Below are 18,869 nucleotides of genomic sequence, written 5' to 3' on the forward strand. Positions count from 1 at the left end.
AAAGCGAAGATTATGAATGCTTTCTTCTCTTGGCTTCCTTCTCACGAGCGTTCGAATTCAAAATTTTCTTCCGCAAACGAACAAAGTGAGGGGTTACTTCACAAAGTTCATCTTCGTTTAAGAATTCCAGCGACTCTTCAAGTGACAGATGGGTTGGCGTCTTAATCCGCGCCATATCATCTGATCCGGCAGCCCGGACGTTTGTCAGGTTCTTACCCTTGGTGATATTAACCGTAATGTCATTTTCACGATTGTTTTCACCAACGATCATGCCTTCGTAAACTTCAGTCCCTGGATCAATTAATAATGTCCCACGGCTTTCGATTCCCATCATGGCATAGGTAGTTGCCTTGCCGGCGTTCATTGAAACCAGAGTTCCCTTCTTACGACCAGGATTCCAGCCCTTGATAACTGGCAGGTACTTTTCGAAAGTATGGTTCATAATCCCGTAACCACGGGTTAATGACAAGAACTCAGTTGAATAACCAATTAAGCCCCGTGATGGTGCCAAGAAGGTTAATCTTGTCTGGCCATTATCAGTGGTTTCCATGTTCTGCATTTCGGCTTTTCGTTGTGACAAGGTATCGATAATTGAACCGGTATACTCATCCGGCGTATCGATCTGAACGGATTCGAATGGTTCGCACATCTTGCCGTCAATTTCACGATAAATAACTTCTGGACGGGAAGCTTGTAATTCATAGCCTTCCCGACGAAGGGTTTCGATTAAGATGGACAAATGCAATTCACCACGGCCAGATACGGTCCAAGCCCCTGGCTGGTCAGTATCTTCAACTCGTAAGGACACATCAGTATGAAGTTCCCGCTTCAAACGATCTTCCAACTGGCGAGCCGTGACGAACTTGCCGTCTTGGCCAGCAAATGGTGATGAGTTGGTGGCAAAAGTCATTTGCAGAGTTGGTGCATCAATCCGCAAAATCGGGAGTGGTTCCGGCGTCTTAGGATCAACCACCGTTTCACCAACGTTGATTTCTTCCATCCCGGAAACGGCAATTAAATCACCAGCCTTGGCTTCGTTAATGTCTTCCTTCTTCAAACCAAAGAAGCCCATTAATTTCGTTACCCGGAAATTTTGTTTGGAACCATCGAGCTTCATAACGGTAACGCTGTCGCCAACTTTGATTCGGCCACGGAAAATCCGGCCAATCCCAATTCGACCAACGAAATCGTTATAATCAAGCATGGCAACTTGGAACTGAAGTGGTTCATCTGAATTATCAATTGGGGCAGGGATCCGATCGATGATGGTATCAAAGATCGGCTTCATTGTGTGCTCCTGCTTGCTAATGTCAGAACTGTAACTTGAAGTTCCGTTCATAGCTGATGCGTAAACAACCGGGAAGTCAAGCTGTTCTTCATCGGCACCTAATTCGATAAACAAATCAAGCACTTCATCAACAACTTCTTCCGGACGGGCACCTTCACGGTCAACCTTGTTGATAACAACGATTGGCGTCAAATGCTGTTCCAGCGCTTTCTTAAGCACAAAACGGGTCTGGGGCATTGTACCTTCAAAGGCATCAACAACGAGTAATACCCCGTCAACCATTCGCATAATTCGTTCAACTTCACCACCGAAGTCGGCATGCCCTGGAGTATCCAGAATATTGATCTGCTTGTCGCCATACTTAACGGCCGTATTCTTCGAAAGAATCGTGATCCCACGTTCTCTTTCAATGGCGTTTGAATCAAGGGCCCGATCCTCGATTTGAGTATGGGCACCCAGTGTATCAGATTGCTTGAGCATTTCGTTAACCAAGGTTGTCTTACCGTGGTCAACGTGGGCGATAATTGCGATGTTGCGAATGTCGCTACGAATTTTGAGTTTTGTATCCAAGTTGTTAGCTTCCCTTCATTTAAATCAGTATGAAAATAGTCTGCAGTGCCGCACAACGACAACAATAATTCGCATAAAAAAACTGTGACAACTGTCACTGTCACAGTATGACTTTAATCCTTATTTACGATCGTAAGGATGTCTCGATGTGCGTTTCGTGTTGCTAATAATACCGCTGTTGATGATAACATACCCAATGGCTGTCCGTCAATAGTTGTCATCTTAAGACCGACAGTTTCTGCAAGAATCTTCCCTGCACCAAAATCCCAAGGCTTCAGGTACGAAATGTACCCAACCAGTTCGCCGCGCAAAACGGAAATAATATCAATGCCGGCACTACCATATATTCGCATTCCAAGAGATTTTTCAGCGATATCAACCATATTAAAATCATTGTTCAGCACCATTGGGCCGCTCAGCCCAATCAGTCCGTTTGCCAAGGGCGTGTCTTCAACCGGCGCCAGGGCGACCCCATTGTCAAACACACCAAGCTGTGGGCCCCCGGACAACAGCCGATTGCCAATCACGTCAAGAACGTACCCGAGTTCACCCTGACCATCCTGATAGAGGGCAATCATAATCGCAAAGTGGTTGCGCTGCTTGACGAAGTTCATCGTCCCGTCAATCGGGTCAACAATCCAAACCCGCCCCTTGGTTGATTCAATTTTATCACCAAATCCTTCTTCACCAAGGATTTTTGCTTCCGGCTCAAATTCACGAATTTTGGCAACTAAAAATTTCTCATTTTCCTTATCAATGTTCGTTACTAAATCCCGCCGGGACGTCTTGGTATTGACCGTCAACCGGGTATCAATTTTACGCAGAACATTGTCACGGGATTCCCGCAGCCAGCCCTTTACGACCTTATCAATTTGTTCCAGTTCACTTACTTCCATATCACGCCTCATCAATCTTTAACATTTTATCGGTCTTGCCACGAGCCAATTTAATGACCGCGTACGGATCGTATCCTGATCGATCTTCAAAAGCCCGTTCTAACTGTTTTTGCTCCATTTGCGAAGGAATTACCCGGGTAAAAGCGCGGTACGCTTCAATAAATGCCGCGCGATTAACCCCAGCTGGCCTTTCATAAGCATCCTCAACGCGCTGGTAAAAAGTCATCAAGTCGACGACCTCATCGTCACTCAACCCGCCCATTAATGGGTATTGATAGTCTTCATTCATAGAATCGCTCCGATCACGTTACCTGAAAATCAGTCGCTAAATTTGTTGATGTTAATTTCAATTATAGATGATTTCAAAAGTTTGTGAAATATAAAAATCTAAATGGACCAAAATATCTTCTGAAAGCGTTTCAGACGATCACAATCTATCGAAACACAAAAAAGCGGTTTGCCAAACCAGCAAACCACTTCTTTAGAAATGTTAAAGCGTGAAAATAAGACGCGTTCTTCACGAAACCATTAGATATGGGTTGGGAATCCAAGGCCAACATCGGCAGCTTCTTGAATTGGTTCACTCAAAGTTGGATGTGGATGAATCGTCAACGCGATATCTTCAATGTTCATTCGGCTATTAACTACCAAACTCAGTTCAGCAATCAAATCACTGGCACCTGGGCCGACAACTTCGCCACCAAGTAAAGTCTGATCGTCCTTGGTATAAATCAGACGAACAAACCCTTCCGGATCGTCAAGTGAAACAGCCCGTGCGTTGCCGGCAAATGGGAACTTAGCGGTAGCAACTTCGATTCCCTTATCCTTAGCCTGGGCCTGAGTCAGACCAACAACGGCTAGTTCTGGATCGGAGAAGCAAACGCCAGGAACCCCAATATAATCATTAGCGGTATTCTTGCCAGCAATTGCACCAGCAGCAACCTTGCCTTGGAAGAAGGCTTTGTGAGCCAATGCTGGGCCGGAAGCAATATCACCAATGGCAAAGATGTGTTCAGAAGCCGTTCGTCCCTGCTCGTCAGTTTCAACAATGCCATGATCGTCGAGTTTGACTTTGGTGTATTCCAAGCCAATGTCGTCGGTATTTGGTCGGCGACCAACGGTAACCATGCAGTAATCAGCCTTGATGGTTGATTCCTTGCCGTCAACTTCATAGGTAACGCTGACACTCTTATCATCCTGCGAAGAGGATTTGGCAGTTGCGCTGGTGATGATGTCAACGCCCTTCTTCTTAAGAGATTTGAGAACAACTGATACCATATCCTTGGAGAATCCTGCAAGAATTGAAGGCAATCCTTCAATAATCGTTACGTGGGAACCTAAGTTAGCATATGCGCCAGCCAATTCTGTTCCAACGTAACCGCCGCCGATAACGACAAACTCTTTAGGAATCTCTGGTAGGTTCAGGCCGCCAGTTGAGTCAATGACCCGACCGTCGAACTTAAATCCAGGAATTTCAATTGGGTGCGAGCCACTGGCAATAATCAAGTTTTCAAACTGAATTGTCCGCCCAGTGTCAGCACTCATAAATTGTTGTGGGCCAACGGGCATTACCCGAAGTTGAGTGTCTGAATCCAGAACAGCTTCGCCCTGAATAATCTCAACTTTATGCTTGTTTAAGAGCATTTTGACACCACTGGTCATCCGATCAACAACCTTCTTTTGCTTCCAGTCCTGAGTCTTTGCAAAATCAATGGTTGCTGGTTGGGTTGTAATACCATAGGTTGAAGCATCGTTTGCTTCCTGGAACCGATGTCCGGCAGCAATTAACGCCTTCGAAGGCACACAACCAACGTTTAAACAAACGCCACCTAATTTATCTGATTTTTCAATCAGGGTTACCTTTTGTCCTAATTCGGACGCCCTGATTGCGGCCACGTACCCACCAGGGCCGGCACCAATAATTACCGTTTCTTTCTTTTCAACATCAGCCATTATTCGATCATCCTTCCATCAACAACATTGCTGGATCGTGAAGCAGTTGATTCATATAATTCAGTGCATTTTGTGCCAAGGCGCCATCAATTAATCTGTGATCGTAGCTCAATGACAATTTCAGCATATTGCCGACTTTGATTTCGCCATCTTCAGGATCAACGTATGGTTCCTTTGCAATCTTACCAACACCAAGAATGGCAACTTCAGGCTGGTTGATAACTGGTGTGAACCAGCCACCACCGATTGACCCAACGTTACTGATAGTGATGGAACCACCTCTCATTGTATCCGGGCCAAGCTTGTTGTCGTAAGCCGCTTGGGTATTGTCAGTGATTTCCTTGGCAATTTCGAACATACCCTTCGCATCGGCATTCTTAATGTTTGGTACGTACAGCCCATGATCAGTGTTCGTTGCAATTCCTACATTATAATAGTGTTTGTAAACGATTTCTTGGGTTGTGTCGTCAATCGAAGCGTTAAATTCAGGGAACTTCTTCATGACTGCAACCAAAGCCTTCACAATGTAAGGCAGGAATGTTAAATGAATGTCCTGGTCAGCTGCGGCTTGCTTGTATTTCTTCCGGTTAGCCATCAAAGCACTGACTTCAACGTCATCAAATGATGTAACGTGAGGCGCAATGTCCTTGGATGTCCGCATTGATTTAGCAATAATCTTCCGCATTGGTGACATTGGTTCACGGGTTTCCAGATCAGGCTGATCAGACTTGTAAGGTTTGATTGCTTGGCCGGTTGCCTTTTCGGTCGTTGCAGCGGAAGCGGCTGGAGCAGCAGATGCGGCTGGAGCAGCTGGGGCAGCAGCGCCGTTAAAGCCGTCAATATCAGCCTTGGTTACCTGGCCGTGATTACCGGTAGCAGGAACCGCAGTGATGTCAACACCCTTATCACGAGCATACTGACGAACGGAAGGCATTGCTTTCACAATGGCATTTGGATTCGATGCAGCAGGCGGTGCCGTTACGGCTGCAGCTGGGGCAGCAGCGGGTGCTGGTGCCGGAGCCTCTTCTTTAGCCGGTTGTGGTGCAGCTTCTTCCTTCGCAGGGGCAGCTGGTGCTGATTCACCACCGGTATCGGCTGAACCGTCATCGATGATAACCAAGGTATCACCCTTTTCGGCGGTCTCGCCTTCCTGCTTTTCGATACTCTTAATTGTTCCGGCTACTGGAGATGGCATTTCTTGGACAGACTTATCGTTTTGAATTTCAACTAACGGATCGTCCTCCTTGACTTTATCGCCGACTTTAACAAGCCATGTCGCGATTTCACCTTCAGTGATGCCTTCACCCATTTCTGGTAGTTTAAACTCATATGCCATGGGATCTAACTTCCTTTCTTGATCAGAATTTTAGTAGTTTAAGATTTCGCGAACTTTTTCTTCGATATCATCGGCATTTGGAAGCCAATCATTTTCAGCCATCGCGAATGGGAAGATGCTATCAGGAGCGGCAACGCGGCCGATTGGTGCATCAAGCGACATGATGTCGTTTTCAGCAATTGCAGAGGCAACTTGAGCGCCAACCCCGGCCATCTTTTGTGCTTCCTGAGCAATAACTACTTTATGAGTCTTATCAATTGATTTAAAGATTGTTTCATTGTCAATTGGTGATAATGACCGTAAATCAATGACTTCGACAGAGATATTCTCTTTTTCTAATTTGTCGGCAACTTTGAGTGCTTCGTTAACTTCGGCACTGTAAGCAACGACAGTAATGTCAGATCCTTCGTGCACAACATTGGCTTTGTCTAGCGGAACGGTATAGTGGCCATCCGGAACATCATCCTTCATTGAACGATAGAGTTTCAGGTTTTCCATAAACAATACCGGATCGTTGTTTTCAACGGCTGAGATCACCATTCCCTTGGCATCAACTGGGTTAGCAGGCGTTACAACCCGCAATCCTGGAATGCCAACGAATAAGTTTTCCAGTGAATCACCGTGAAGTTCGGCAGTATGAGTACCGCCACCAAATGGGGTTCTGATTGTGATTGGCATCGAAACATCACCTGACATCCGGAAACGGTTCCGTGACATTTGACCGCCAATTGAATCAACCGCTTCCATTGTGAATCCCATGAATTGAATTTCTGGAATTGGCCGCCAGCCAGTTAAGGCCAACCCAATGGACATACCAAGAATTCCTGATTCAGCTAATGGAGTATCGAATACACGGTCTTCTCCGTATTTGTCTTGAAGCCCTTGGGTGGTCCGGAAAACACCACCGTTTTTACCAACGTCTTCACCAAAAATCAAGGTTTTTGGATCATCTTGCAATACTTGATCAAGTCCATCGGTAATTGCTTTAATATACGTCATTTTAGCCATGATTACTTCGACTCCTTTGCTTGAAATTTCTTGATTTCGTCCGCAACATCCGGGGTGGGTACTTCAAATGTGTGTGTCAAGAAGTCACTTACCTTTTGTTTAGGAGCAGCTTCTGCATCTTTCATTGCTTCCTTAAATTCATCTTTATATTGAGCCACTAATTTGTCTTCTTTATCCTGATCCCAAAGTTTCTTTTCAGTCAGAACTTTACGTAAACGAATGAGTGGGTCACGGTCAAACCAAGGTTTTTCTTCTTCCTTAGTCCGGTAACGACTTGGATCATCACCAGCTGAACTGTGGGCACCAAAACGATATGTCAGCGTTTCAACTAATGCTGGCCCATTGCCCGCAGCAGCGAATTCACGCGCTTCTTTAGCAACAAGATACGTTGCTAAGATGTCCATTCCATCAACTTGCACGCCGGGAACACCTGAAGCAACACCCTTTTGAGCCAAAGTTTCAGCGGCAGTTTGAGTCTTACGGGGAACTGAAATTGCCCAGCCATTATTTTGAACAAAGAATACGGCCGGTGCTTGGAATGAACTTGCGAAGTTAATTCCTTCGTAGAAGTCACCCTGTGATGTCCCGCCATCACCGGTAAATGTGTAAGCAACGGTATCCTTCTCATCGTTCTTCTTAATACCAAGAGCGGCACCAGCTGCTTGAACATATTGTGCGCCGATGATAATTTGTGGAATCCATGCGCGAACCCCACGTCTTACGTAGTCGTATGCTTGGTAGTGACCTTTTGACCAAAGGTAGCCTTCCTTAACGGTAGCACCGTGTTGGATTAATTGTGGCAAGTCACGATATGCCGGGAACAGGTAGTCTTGTTTCTTCATTGCGTGAGCAATTCCCATTTCGGAAGCTTCCTCACCGTAAGTCGGAGCGTAGAAACCTAAACGTCCTTGACGTGAAAAGTTCATCGTTTGTTCATGCAGTGCACGTTCCCAAACCATCTTTTCCATCAAAGTTACTAATTCATCATCGCTGAATCGGTCGAATAATTCCTTATTGACAATCTTACCGGTTTCATCGATAACCTGAACTGGTTTCTTGTATGGTTCGCTCATAGTTGATTTGATTTGTTCAAAATCAACAACATGCTTACTCTTTGCTGCCATAGATAACACTTTCCTTTCCTTTGAAGCTAGACTTGTGATGCACAATATAGATCACTTCTAAACCACACTTAAAAATTAACATGTTTCGGGATGGTTTGCAAGCCCTTACATTGCTTTTACGACCACTTTTTCTTTTGCTTACTTTTTTATTGCAAATATTCGCTGAAACCATTACTGCGCGTAATGCTTGTGAATTTATTCATGATATTTTATTTATTCTATCGTCCTATATCATGACAAAAATGGCCACAATTGACTTGCAATAATTGTTAGTTTATCGAACCGGCGGCCGAATTGAAAATTTAACGCATAGTATTTTTATGGAATATAAGATAAAATGGTTGTTAGCCATTAAATTACTCGGAGGTCTTTACTGTGTTTTTGATGAAAGATATCGTTCGGGACGGCAATCCCGTTCTGCGCCAAGAAGCTAAACAGGTCGCTTTCCCGCTGACTGCCGAAGATCGGCAATTGGCTCACGACTTAATGGAATATTTGGAGGTTAGTCAGAACCCTGAACTTTGCGAAAAGTATAAGTTGCGGGCGGGTGTCGGTCTCGCTGCTCCCCAGGTTGGGGTTTCGAAAATGATGGCCTCCGTTCTCGTTCCTAATGATGATGAAACTAAAAAGGACCAGCCACAATTTAAAGACGTGATTATCAACCCAGTGATTGTCTCAAATTCCGTTCAGCGCGGGGCCCTGACTGAAGGTGAAGGGTGTTTGTCAGTTGATAAAGATATTCCGGGATACGTTCCTCGGGCAGCCCGCATCACGCTCAAATATACGGACGTTGACGGCCAGGAGCACAAGGTGCGGCTTAAGAACTACCCGGCAATTGTCTGCCAGCATGAAATTGACCATCTTCACGGGACCCTCTTTTATGATCACATCAATAAATCCGACCCATTTAAGCGTGAGGATGACGAAGTATTTATCTACTAAATTTAACTCCTGACCATTTTCCACAATTAAAAACAGCCTTAGATACCTTGCTCACAACTTGAAGTGGTATTTAAGGCTGTTTATTGTAACCGGAAAACTGAATTTCATTTTTATGAAAATAAGTTTCATCTTCTAATTAAATCTTAACGAAGCATCAACCCACGGATTACCGGCATTTTGAACATCATTCATTTAATGTGAAAAAAACCTTAAAAAGATCCGTTGGCCGCCACCATGAAAGTGATTGAAAACAAATGAAAAGATTGTGGACAACCGATTATTCTCGACCATCTTTCGCGTTTTATCAGTTGTTTAATGAAGCCGTTTTAAATCATCCAGGTATTCGACGGTCGTCAGATTAACCAGGTACGCCACGTCAAAGTGCAAACGATCATCCAGCTGCCACATATCGGTAATGACAAAGGCGGATTTTCCCTTCTCCTGAGCACGAATGTGATTTTTCTGACTATAATCACTCAATGCGGCGCTTAAAACATCTCGTAAGTCCGGAATGGAAACCCGCACCCGGTCAACGGGAATGTGATATTCAAAGGCCATGACCCCGCGACCCCAGATATGCGCAATCATTTCTGAATGAAGTTCCTCTTCATTAAGCTGGGAAACCTTGCCATCCTTAACCAACGCTTGCAGGGCCGCCATAACGGCCCGGTTCACAACCCGTTGAGCAGCTAAAAGCCGCTTTTTGCTTGGCCGGGTTACAAACAGATAATGCATGAGATTGTAAATCGCAAATGCCGCGATCAACCCAATTAAAATTTGAATGATTAAGACAATGTTCATAGTAATTTCTCCAATCGTGTCATTAGTTTAATTCTACCATGACAACCAAGGCTGGTTTAGTTTCAAGTTTATATACTTATTCTTCTGATTATGGTAAAATAACTGCATTAGTTGTGTTTTCACAACCACTTGCTCGGAAAGAAACCTAATCGTTTCAAAAAAAGTACAGGAATAAAGGAGTTTTTTTATGATTTTTAAGGTTCTATATCAACCCGACCAAAAACAAACGCCACGTCGGGAAACCACCCTCGCTCTGTATGTTGAGGCCGATACAGAGGTCGAAGCCCGCGGATTAGTTCAGGATAATACTGATTACGCAATCGAATTCGTTGAACCGCTTCAGGGTGATCACTTGAAATACGAACAAAGCAGTCCGGATTTCAAATTAACGGAGTTTAACAAACAATGAAAAAACTGAACGTCAAAAATAACGAAGCTGCTATCTATGGCGTCGGTGGCCTTGGCGAAATTGGAAAAAACACTTATGGTGTCCAATTCCAAGACGAAATTATTTTAATTGATGCTGGGATTAAGTTCCCCGAGGATGACCTATTAGGTGTTGACTATGTCATTCCCGATTACAAATACCTCGTTGATAACAAGGACAAAATCAAAGCACTGGTCATCACCCATGGTCATGAAGACCATATTGGCGGTGTTCCATACCTGATGAAAGTTCTGAACGTGCCGATTTATGCGGGACCGTTAGCAATGGCCCTGATCAAGAATAAGTTGGAAGAACACGGCCTTCTCAATTCAGTTGAGCTGCACGTTATTAACGAAAAAAGCATCTTAAAGTTCCGTAAAACCAAGGTGTCGTTTTTCAGAACGACCCACTCGATTCCTGACACGCTGGGGATTGCCGTTCACACGCCGGTGGGCGTCATTGTTGAAACTGGTGATTATAAGTTTGACCTCACACCAGTGACTAACCAGCCGCCGGATCTTCAAGAAATGGCCCGTCTCGGTGAAGAAGGCGTTCTTTGCCTGATGTCGGATAGTACCAACGCGGAAAAACCGGTTTGGACAAAATCAGAAAAATGGGTTGGCAATTCGATCTCCCACATTTTTGACCAGGTTCATGACCGAATTATATTTGCCACTTTCGCGTCAAACATTTCCCGAATCAAAACCGCTTGTGATAATGCCCTTGCTCGCGGCCGAAAGATCGCTGTCTTTGGTCGTAGTATGGACGCTGCGATTGTCAACGGCCGCGAACTTGGTTATTTGGACATTCCAGATGACGCGTTCGTCGACGCCAACCAGCTGCAGTCACTTCCAGCAAATAAAACCATGATTCTGTGTACGGGTTCCCAAGGCGAGCCAATGGCCGCCCTATCGCGAATTGCGAATGGTACCCACCGGCAAATTTCCATTCAACCGGGGGATACGGTTATTTTCTCAAGTAACCCAATTCCGGGGAACACCACAAGTGTCAATGACGTCATCAACAAGCTTGAAGAAGCTGGCGCTAACGTTATTCATGGTAAGGTTAACAACATTCATACTTCTGGTCATGGTGGCCAGGAAGAACAAAAACTAATGCTTCGGTTGATGAAGCCAAAGTTCTTTATGCCAATCCATGGTGAGTACCGGATGTTGAAGATTCATACCGAACTTGCTGAACAATGCGGTGTCCCGCTTGATCATAGCTTTATCATGCAAAATGGTGATGTTTTAGCCCTTTCAAAAGATAATGCCAGAATGGCTGGTCATTTCCAGGCTGGTGATGTTTACATCGACGGCAGCGGAATTGGTGACATCGGCAGCATTGTTCTTCGCGATCGCCAGTTACTTTCCGAAGAGGGAATTGTTGTTGTCGTAGCCACTATCAACCTTCACGGTCAAGAAATCCAATCCGGCCCGGATATTTTATCACGCGGCTTCGTTTATATGCGTGAATCCGGAGAATTATTGGATGAAGGCCGGCGCCGCGTCTTCAAAACCATCCGAAAAGCCATGCATGGAAAGAAAGCAACTGAGTCATCCATCCGGAATGCGGTGATCGATGATTTACAGGAGTTTTTGTATGACAAGACGGAACGTCACCCAATGATTCTGCCAATGCTCATTATGAACAACAATCATTAATTGGTCTTAAACACCACGGGGTTGTTCTCCAACAGCCCTGAAAAGAAGCTTGGGAATCGGATTCTTCAACTATTCGATTTTCAAGCTTCTTTATTTACATATAATCGCCACATAAATCAACGGAATGGAGGGATCTTCTTCGATGGAGTACTTTTTGATTGTCAATCCAACTGCCGGCAGCAATAATGGCCAAAAACTATGGCCGAAAATTCGCAATTTTTTGACCAATCACCACACTGCTTTCCGCGTATTCTTTACAGAATATGATGGCCATGCGGTAGCCTTAACCATGAGGATTCTGGGTCAAATCACAGAAACAAACCATCCTGATGCCGCGATCATCGCGGTCGGCGGCGATGGCACCCTCCACGAAACCCTTCTCGGCTGCATGCGTTTTTACAATGAAAATTCAAATAACCAATCCCGGGTACCAATTGGGCTACTTCCAATTGGATCCGGGAACGACTTTGCCCGCGGCGCGCACATCCCCCTTCGTTGGGAGACCGCTTTGGAAACGATTTTAACCAGTCGCTCTGCCACCAACATTCACATTGGCCGATTTATCAGTCACGACAGCGATTCAGACGGGTATTTTTTGAATAATTTCGGCATTGGATTAGACGCGGCGGTTGTTCATCTTGCTAATCATTCGTTCTTAAAACGAATTAAAGGTCTGAATCGTTTGTCGTATCTGGCATCAGTGATTCAGGCCCTGCGAACGGTCCGGGGATTTCCACTCACCCTAACTCATCAAAATGGCGCCGTAGAAAATTTCCCGAGGGCGTTTCTTGTGACCACCACCAATCATCCTTATTTTGGCGGTGGCATCAACATTGCCCCGAATGCTTCGGTTCTCAGCGATCACCTGGATTTAGTGATCGTTGACAAACCTAACAAAAGGCAGATATTTTTATTCACTTTTATGTTAATCTTAAAGAGGCATTTGGTTCTTAATTTTGTTCATCACTATTCAGAAACCAACTTCTCACTCAAAACAACGAGTATGCGTTATGGCCAAATCGATGGTGAAGAACTGGGCGTTAAATCCTACATGGTCACTTATCAGACGCAGACCTACCCATTTCTAGTCGGCCGATCCTAAAAATCCGTCACGCTTCGCAACCGTGCCGCCACGCCACCGGAGAAATCACAAGATCGAGGTAAATCTCATGTATTCTACAAGCTACTTACTATTCCAGTCCTTAACTGCCGTTGCCCTTGAAGACGCGCTTGGATTGCCAATTCAATTTGAAAAGCGGGAAAATCTGCTTGAAATTCCTGTTGATACAATGAAACCTTCAGCGGCCTTTAACCTGCCCCAGGGGACATGGTCTGATGACACGTCGCTCTCGATTGCATCGCTATTAAGCCTGGCGATGGGATTTAATCTCCACGATCTAATGACCCGTTACTCACAGTGGTATCACTTTGGGGAATACACGCCATTTGGCAAATCCTTCGGGGTTGGGAAAACAACCGCAGAAGCAATTAGCCGTTTCGATAAGGGGATTCCTCCGGAAAAGTGTGGTGGAATTGGTGAAATGGATAACGGAAATGGCGCTTTAATGCGAATGATGCCCCTGGCCTTCTTCATTTTAACTGATCATCAGAACTACCAATTTAACGATGAAGTCGCTCAAACGATTCATGAATATACCGAAACGACGCATCGCCATCCCAGAAGTTTAGTCGCATCCGGTATTTTAACCAACATCATTATCAGGATTATTCAGAATCCTAACAAATATGCCATGCTAAGGGCCGTTAACGAGGCTTTGGACTACTATAAGGGAAAGGATGCCTTCGCGGCTCAGACGCCGTATTTTAAGCAATTAGGGGACGCCTCGTTTTTACGTCAACCCAGTGCGAACATCCAGGCTTCCCCTTACGTTGTGGACACGTTAAACACCAGTTTTTGGTGCTTAATGAATTCGGAACAGTATTTCGTTGCCGTTAAGCGGGCCGTCAACTTCGGCTCGGACGCGGACACAATCGGGTCCATTACATCGATGCTCGCTTCGCTGCTCTACGCCCCAGTGACCTTTCCAGTTAGCTGGCTACGCGATTTAAAGGGCCGTGATCAAATTCGAGTGGCCGTCTCGTCCGCACTCATTTCAAATTACTTTTAAAATCAATAAAACAGCTTCCAATTCTGACGGGTCATTGACCGATATCAGGACTGGAAGCTGTTTTTTGAATGATAAACTGTTGATCACTAATCTTCAGCCACATCCATTGCTTCGAGAATCATATTCAATTGGACACACTTCTCATTGAGTTGATTCATTTCGTTACCAAATTGCGGCTTGATCACAACGGTACCGTCACCGGCATTCTGTTGTGAACGACAAACAGCTGCTTCTTTGGATTTGAGTTGATCTAATTTAGATGCTGCTTCTTGATATTCCTTAAGAATTTCTAACTTATTGCTCATAGCTATAAACTCCTTTGAACTGAAGATAGATTGATTATCAATGACTTTAACACTTTCCAAAGAAAATGTTAAGATCTTAAGATTGCTTTCCGCTAACGTCAGGTAATGTTAGCAGATAAACTTTAGTAAAGCAACACTTTTGAGAAAAACAATTTGCCCACCAGAATCTATCTAATAATGATAATAACTATTTATTATAGCGAGCTTGAATCTCTTCAGTTGTCGGAATTGATGGTAGCGCACCCAATCGTTGAACGGTGATTGATGACGCCTGTTGAGCATAAGTGAGGGCCGCTTCAATGTTGGAAAAATCCTTTTTAATTTGGGCGCTAAATGCCCCAATAAAAGTATCGCCGGCAGCGGTCGTATCCTTAGCCTGCACTTTAAAGGCGGGCACGAAGCCACTTTGCGCTGGGGTGTGGAAGTAAGCTCCCCGATCCCCAACGGTAATAATCAGATTCTGAATCCCCAGCGCGGTGAATTTATCAGCATTTTGATTCATTGAAACGAGATCGGTCACTTCAATGCCGGTTAAAGTCGCGCTTTCAGTTTCGTTAGGAACAATCAGATCGGTGACTTCTAAGAGGTCATTCATAATTTGGGTTGCCGGAGCTGGATTCAAAATGGTCATTACCCCGTGAGCCTTTGCAACCTTGAATGCTTCATAAGTCACTCCCTGAGGCGTTTCAAACTGAGAAATCAAGATGTCGGCCCGGGCAATCAGCGCCTCACTGTCTGAGATAATTGCTGGGCGCATCGACTGATTTGCGCCGCCATAGACCATGATGCTGTTCTGACCGGCTTCATCAAGAAGAATCACCGCCGAACCGGTTCCTTCCTGTTGATCAACGGAAATGTGGTCCGTGTCAATCTGATCGGCCTTTAAGGCGTTCACCATGAACTTGCCGGCATTATCATTGCCAACCTGACCAATAAAACTGGTTTGGGCATGTGACCGGGCAGCCGCAACTGCCTGATTGGCACCCTTACCACCTGCGGAATTGGTCTTACTGATTGCCGGAATCGTTTCGCCAGGCTTGGGCATTTGGGTAATATGAAGTGTCATATCAACGTTTAAACTACCAAGAACCACTACTTTATTTGTCATGTCCGCTTCCTCGTATTTCGTATAATTTAGAATTAGGTAAAACCTTTCACTAAAGAGAATACCAAATTTGAAAGGGTTTTACAAACATTAATTCCGAAAGTTTAAATCGCGAACACTTTCCCGTTCAACCAGATTAATTGGCAATGACACATTTTGGATTGCCCGATCCTTATCCTGAATCCGCGCTAAAATCAACTTGGCAGCAGTTGTCCCCATCTCAAACGAAGGCTGATGAACCGTCGTCAAATTAGGGACAATGTATTCGGTCAAATCGATATCATCATACCCGACAATTGAAACGTCTTTTGGTATCCCAAGGCCCGCTTCGTGAATCCCCCGGTAAAGGCCAATGGCAATTTCGTCATTCAGGGCAAAAATAGCCGTCGGTTTGTCGGCCAGCGCCTGCTCGGTTGCGTGATAGCCACCGAGTTTGGTTAATTCAGTTTCAATAACATGCGCGGCGCTGATTGGGAATCCATGCTGCTTAAAGGTATCCAAAAAGCCGGCCAATCGCTGCTTGAGATTTAGGGTTGGTTGACGGTCGGTCACAACGGCAACCCGTTGGTGACCCTTTTTTATCAAGTAAGCTGCAAGTAACTGGCCACCCTGGTAATTATTGGCATCAATCGTATCGCCCGCAACAACCGGTGCCTGATCCGTCAGAAGGTACGGAATCCCGTTTTGATTCAAAATATTATCAATATAGCTGACATCAGAGATCGCAGAAGCGATTATCATGCCGTCTGCGGCCCGGCGAATTGATTCGAATAGATAGTAACTCTCAAGCTTTTGATTATTGTTAGAACCAAAAATAAGGGGAATGTAGCCATTATCCATGGCAACCGATTCGATCCCCCGTAAGAAATGGCTAAAAAACGGGTTATTAATGTTCGGCACAAGAACGCCAATTGTTCGGCCACTCCGGCGAATCAAGCTCTGAGCATTAAAATCCGGAACGTAGCCCATTTCCTGCTGCAACTCGTGGACCCGCTTAACCGTTTTATCACTAAAGCGATCATCCTTGCCGTTTAAGATTTGGGAAACGGTGGTAACCGACACTTTTGCTCGCTTAGCCAAGTCAGTGATCGTAACTTTCTTTGTCATAGCACTCTCCATTCAAGACGATTAGTAATATATCTCTAATTATAGCATGCGAATATCGTTTAAAAAATCTAAATCCAAGGGATCGTCAATTAGCTTGGCCGCCATTCAAATAGCCACAAAAAAATGAGCCATCCTCACAGACAGCTCATTGCACCAAACACATTTTAATGATTCAAGACGGCTTCAGGAGCCCGATTATTCCTTGACAATCTTGTCAATTTGATCTAATTCGTCGCCGCTGAAATCAGTGTTGGCCAACGCCTTGAGATTATCTTCCAAATGATTAATCTTAGAGGCTCCGGTAACGACACTGGCGACCGTTGGATCATGGAGCAGCCAAGCCAAAGACATTTGAGCCAGACTCTGCCCGCGATTCTTTGCCAGGTCGTTCAACTGGTTTAGCTTCTTAACTAATTCTTCGCGGCCGTGCTTGATCACAAATTCGTTACTCCAATGGATTTTAACGTCATCACTCATCCCGCCTAAGTATTTATCGGTCAACAACCCTTCGGCAAGTGGTCCATACGCGATCAATGCCTTATTTTCACTCTTTAAGGTCTGCAATAGCCCGTCATCCTCAACGACGCGATTTAACATGTTATACGACGCCTGATTGACAACGAACGGCGTGTGTAATTCTTTAAAGTACTGACTGATTTCCTTAGTTTGGGCAGCGTTATAATTCGAAATGCCAATGTAGAGGGCCTTACCGGAACGAACGATGCCGTCCAGCGCGGTAGCGGTCTCTTCAAGGCTGGTCTTAGGATCGAAGCGGTGACTATAGTAGATATCAACGTAATCCAGACCCATCCGCTTTAAGCTGCCATCCAAGGCGTTTACCAACGTTTTTTTGGATGAAAAATTCCCGTAAGGTCCCGGCCACATATTGTAACCGGCTTTTGTCGTAATGACCAATTCGTTGCGATAAGGTTTCAAATTAGCCCGGTAAACATCCCCAAACATGCGCTCAGCGGCGCCTGAACCCGGACCATAATTATAAGCCAGATCAAAGCTAAAAATGCCCGAATCAAACGCTTTTAAGATGACCTTCTCACTATCCCCGTAGTTTGCGTCATCCCCAAAGCTGTGCCATAAACCAAATGACAAAGCCGGAACTTGAAGTCCGGAATTTCCTGCGCGTCTAACAACCGCATGATCATAACGTCCTTCATTTGCCTTGTACATATACATAAATCAGTCCACCTTCAATTAAAAATTTTATCTTCCAAACAGTCTGCCGACTGAATGTTGATTATGGATCAAACGAATGGCTTCCCCAAACAAATTGCCAACTGAGACCACCTCAAGTTTTTCGAATTGATCGGCCTTGGCAATGTTAATCGAATCGGTGACAATCACCTTTGCAATTGGTGAGTCTTGTAATCGCTGCTGGGCATTTCCTGAAAAGACAGCGTGGGTGGCAATTGCATAGACCTCGGTTGCCCCAGCTTTTTTCAGTGTTTCAGCGGCAATGGTTAGCTTAAAGGCCGTATCAATCATATCATCCACAATTATTGCCCGCTTGCCGCGAACGTTTCCAATAACGGATTCAGGAACCGTGGTGGCGTCTTCAGGCGAGCGATTGTCAATAATCGCAATCGGCGCGTCCAGCAGTTCAGCGAACTTTCTTGCCCGGGAAACCCCCGTATGATCCGGCGAGACCACCACGGTGTTATCACCGTCATGTTGGTCGGCAAAGTAATGCGCCAACAGTGAGTTCGCCTTCAAATGATCAACAGGAATATCAAAGAATCCCTGGATTTGATCGGCATGCAGATCGAGGGTCACAACCCGATCAACCCCGTCCATTTCAAGGAATGAAGCGACCAGCTTGGCGGTGATTGGTTCCCGTGAACGGGCCTTGCGATCTGCTCTGGAATAACCATAGTAAGGAATCACGACGTTAATCGACTTTGCACTTGCCCGTCGAAGCGCGTCAACCATGATTAAAAGCTCCATTAAATTTGAGTTGACCGGATCCGAGACCGACTGAATAACGTAAACTTCATCGCCGCGAATACTTTCATTAACACTGATCTTAATTTCATCATCACTAAACTTGTCAACCGTTGCGTCACTAAGCGGAACGCCAACAGCCTTGCTGATTGCTTCAGCAAGGGGGCGATTTGAGTTTAAGGAAAAAAGTTTGAGCTGCGGATGTGATTTCAATTCAGCCATAATACCCTCCAAGGATTCTTGTTTAATTAAATATTA

The 18,869-nt window shown here is 45.0% G+C and carries 18 protein-coding genes; 5 read left to right on the top strand and 13 right to left on the bottom strand.

Going from position 1 to position 18,869, the window contains the following annotated elements; genetic code table 11:
* Nucleotides 1–10 precede the first annotated feature (10 nt).
* The 7 genes from typA to pdhA all read right to left on the bottom strand — a co-directional run bounded on the left by typA (nucleotide 11) and on the right by pdhA (nucleotide 8,175).
* Nucleotides 11–1,858, bottom strand: coding sequence for a translational GTPase TypA (gene typA, locus FD47_RS04735; protein WP_054733471.1), 1,848 nt, complete (start codon nucleotides 1,856–1,858; stop codon nucleotides 11–13).
* A 113-nt stretch (nucleotides 1,859–1,971) separates the two neighbouring features.
* Nucleotides 1,972–2,754, bottom strand: a complete 783-nt coding sequence (locus FD47_RS04740; protein ID WP_040537498.1) for an inositol monophosphatase family protein — start codon at nucleotides 2,752–2,754, stop codon at nucleotides 1,972–1,974.
* A gap of 1 nt (nucleotide 2,755) precedes the next feature.
* Nucleotides 2,756–3,043 (bottom strand): UPF0223 family protein, encoded by a 288-nt coding sequence (locus FD47_RS04745; RefSeq protein WP_054733468.1) that lies wholly within the window; start codon nucleotides 3,041–3,043, stop codon nucleotides 2,756–2,758.
* Nucleotides 3,044–3,282: 239 nt separating this feature from the next.
* On the bottom strand, nucleotides 3,283–4,707 hold the full coding sequence (lpdA, locus tag FD47_RS04750) for a dihydrolipoyl dehydrogenase (RefSeq protein WP_054733465.1): 1,425 nt from the start codon (nucleotides 4,705–4,707) through the stop codon (nucleotides 3,283–3,285).
* Nucleotides 4,708–4,714: 7 nt separating this feature from the next.
* On the bottom strand, nucleotides 4,715–6,043 hold the full coding sequence (locus tag FD47_RS04755; RefSeq protein ID WP_008210734.1) for a 2-oxo acid dehydrogenase subunit E2: 1,329 nt from the start codon (nucleotides 6,041–6,043) through the stop codon (nucleotides 4,715–4,717).
* 30 nt (nucleotides 6,044–6,073) lie between these two features.
* Nucleotides 6,074–7,051: an alpha-ketoacid dehydrogenase subunit beta gene (locus tag FD47_RS04760; RefSeq protein ID WP_008210735.1), complete on the bottom strand. Its 978-nt coding sequence runs from the start codon at nucleotides 7,049–7,051 to the stop codon at nucleotides 6,074–6,076.
* 2 nt (nucleotides 7,052–7,053) lie between these two features.
* Nucleotides 7,054–8,175 carry a pyruvate dehydrogenase (acetyl-transferring) E1 component subunit alpha gene (pdhA, locus tag FD47_RS04765; RefSeq protein WP_054733462.1) on the bottom strand — a complete coding sequence of 374 codons (1,122 nt, stop codon included), beginning with the start codon at nucleotides 8,173–8,175 and terminating at the stop codon, nucleotides 7,054–7,056.
* Nucleotides 8,176–8,550: 375 nt separating this feature from the next.
* Between pdhA and def the strand changes: the two genes are divergently transcribed.
* Nucleotides 8,551–9,117 (top strand): peptide deformylase, encoded by a 567-nt coding sequence (def, locus tag FD47_RS04770; RefSeq protein WP_040537499.1) that lies wholly within the window; start codon nucleotides 8,551–8,553, stop codon nucleotides 9,115–9,117.
* A 312-nt stretch (nucleotides 9,118–9,429) separates the two neighbouring features.
* Here the strand turns inward: def and FD47_RS04775 are convergent, their stop codons facing one another.
* The gene (locus FD47_RS04775) at nucleotides 9,430–9,918 is read right to left on the bottom strand and encodes a DUF1471 domain-containing protein (protein WP_054733458.1); all 489 of its coding nucleotides are present in this window, start codon (nucleotides 9,916–9,918) and stop codon (nucleotides 9,430–9,432) included.
* A gap of 187 nt (nucleotides 9,919–10,105) precedes the next feature.
* On the opposite strand from FD47_RS04775, the gene FD47_RS04780 reads away from it, so the two are divergent.
* The 4 genes from FD47_RS04780 (at nucleotide 10,106) to FD47_RS04795 (ending at nucleotide 14,138) form a co-directional block, all read left to right on the top strand.
* Entirely contained in the window at nucleotides 10,106–10,327 is a 222-nt protein-coding gene (locus FD47_RS04780) for a DNA-directed RNA polymerase subunit epsilon (protein WP_008210739.1), read from the top strand.
* Nucleotides 10,324–12,009, top strand: a complete 1,686-nt coding sequence (gene rnjA, locus FD47_RS04785; RefSeq protein ID WP_056980122.1) for a ribonuclease J1 — start codon at nucleotides 10,324–10,326, stop codon at nucleotides 12,007–12,009. Before FD47_RS04780 ends, rnjA begins: the two co-directional genes overlap by 4 nt.
* Nucleotides 12,010–12,151: 142 nt before the next feature.
* Complete coding sequence (locus tag FD47_RS04790) at nucleotides 12,152–13,111, top strand: diacylglycerol/lipid kinase family protein (RefSeq protein ID WP_054733455.1); 960 nt, start codon at nucleotides 12,152–12,154, stop codon at nucleotides 13,109–13,111.
* A 67-nt stretch (nucleotides 13,112–13,178) separates the two neighbouring features.
* A complete protein-coding gene (locus tag FD47_RS04795; RefSeq protein WP_054733453.1) occupies nucleotides 13,179–14,138 on the top strand; it encodes an ADP-ribosylglycohydrolase family protein in 960 nt (319 codons plus the stop codon).
* 86 nt (nucleotides 14,139–14,224) lie between these two features.
* Here FD47_RS04795 and FD47_RS04800 read toward each other — a convergent pair whose 3' ends face one another.
* From FD47_RS04800 to FD47_RS04820, 5 genes are all read right to left on the bottom strand, one after another.
* Nucleotides 14,225–14,443 (bottom strand): hypothetical protein, encoded by a 219-nt coding sequence (locus tag FD47_RS04800; RefSeq protein ID WP_040537500.1) that lies wholly within the window; start codon nucleotides 14,441–14,443, stop codon nucleotides 14,225–14,227.
* 187 nt (nucleotides 14,444–14,630) lie between these two features.
* A complete protein-coding gene (gene rbsK, locus FD47_RS04805; protein WP_054733449.1) occupies nucleotides 14,631–15,551 on the bottom strand; it encodes a ribokinase in 921 nt (306 codons plus the stop codon).
* A gap of 87 nt (nucleotides 15,552–15,638) precedes the next feature.
* A complete protein-coding gene (rbsR, locus tag FD47_RS04810; RefSeq protein ID WP_054733446.1) occupies nucleotides 15,639–16,655 on the bottom strand; it encodes a ribose utilization transcriptional repressor RbsR in 1,017 nt (338 codons plus the stop codon).
* A 195-nt stretch (nucleotides 16,656–16,850) separates the two neighbouring features.
* Nucleotides 16,851–17,840, bottom strand: a complete 990-nt coding sequence (locus FD47_RS04815) for an aldo/keto reductase (protein ID WP_054733503.1) — start codon at nucleotides 17,838–17,840, stop codon at nucleotides 16,851–16,853.
* A gap of 33 nt (nucleotides 17,841–17,873) precedes the next feature.
* The gene (locus FD47_RS04820; RefSeq protein ID WP_008210752.1) at nucleotides 17,874–18,833 is read right to left on the bottom strand and encodes a ribose-phosphate diphosphokinase; all 960 of its coding nucleotides are present in this window, start codon (nucleotides 18,831–18,833) and stop codon (nucleotides 17,874–17,876) included.
* Nucleotides 18,834–18,869 lie beyond the last annotated feature (36 nt).

Source organism: Lentilactobacillus parafarraginis DSM 18390 = JCM 14109 (genome assembly GCF_001435895.1).
Taxonomy (GTDB): Bacteria; Bacillota; Bacilli; order Lactobacillales; family Lactobacillaceae; genus Lentilactobacillus; species Lentilactobacillus parafarraginis.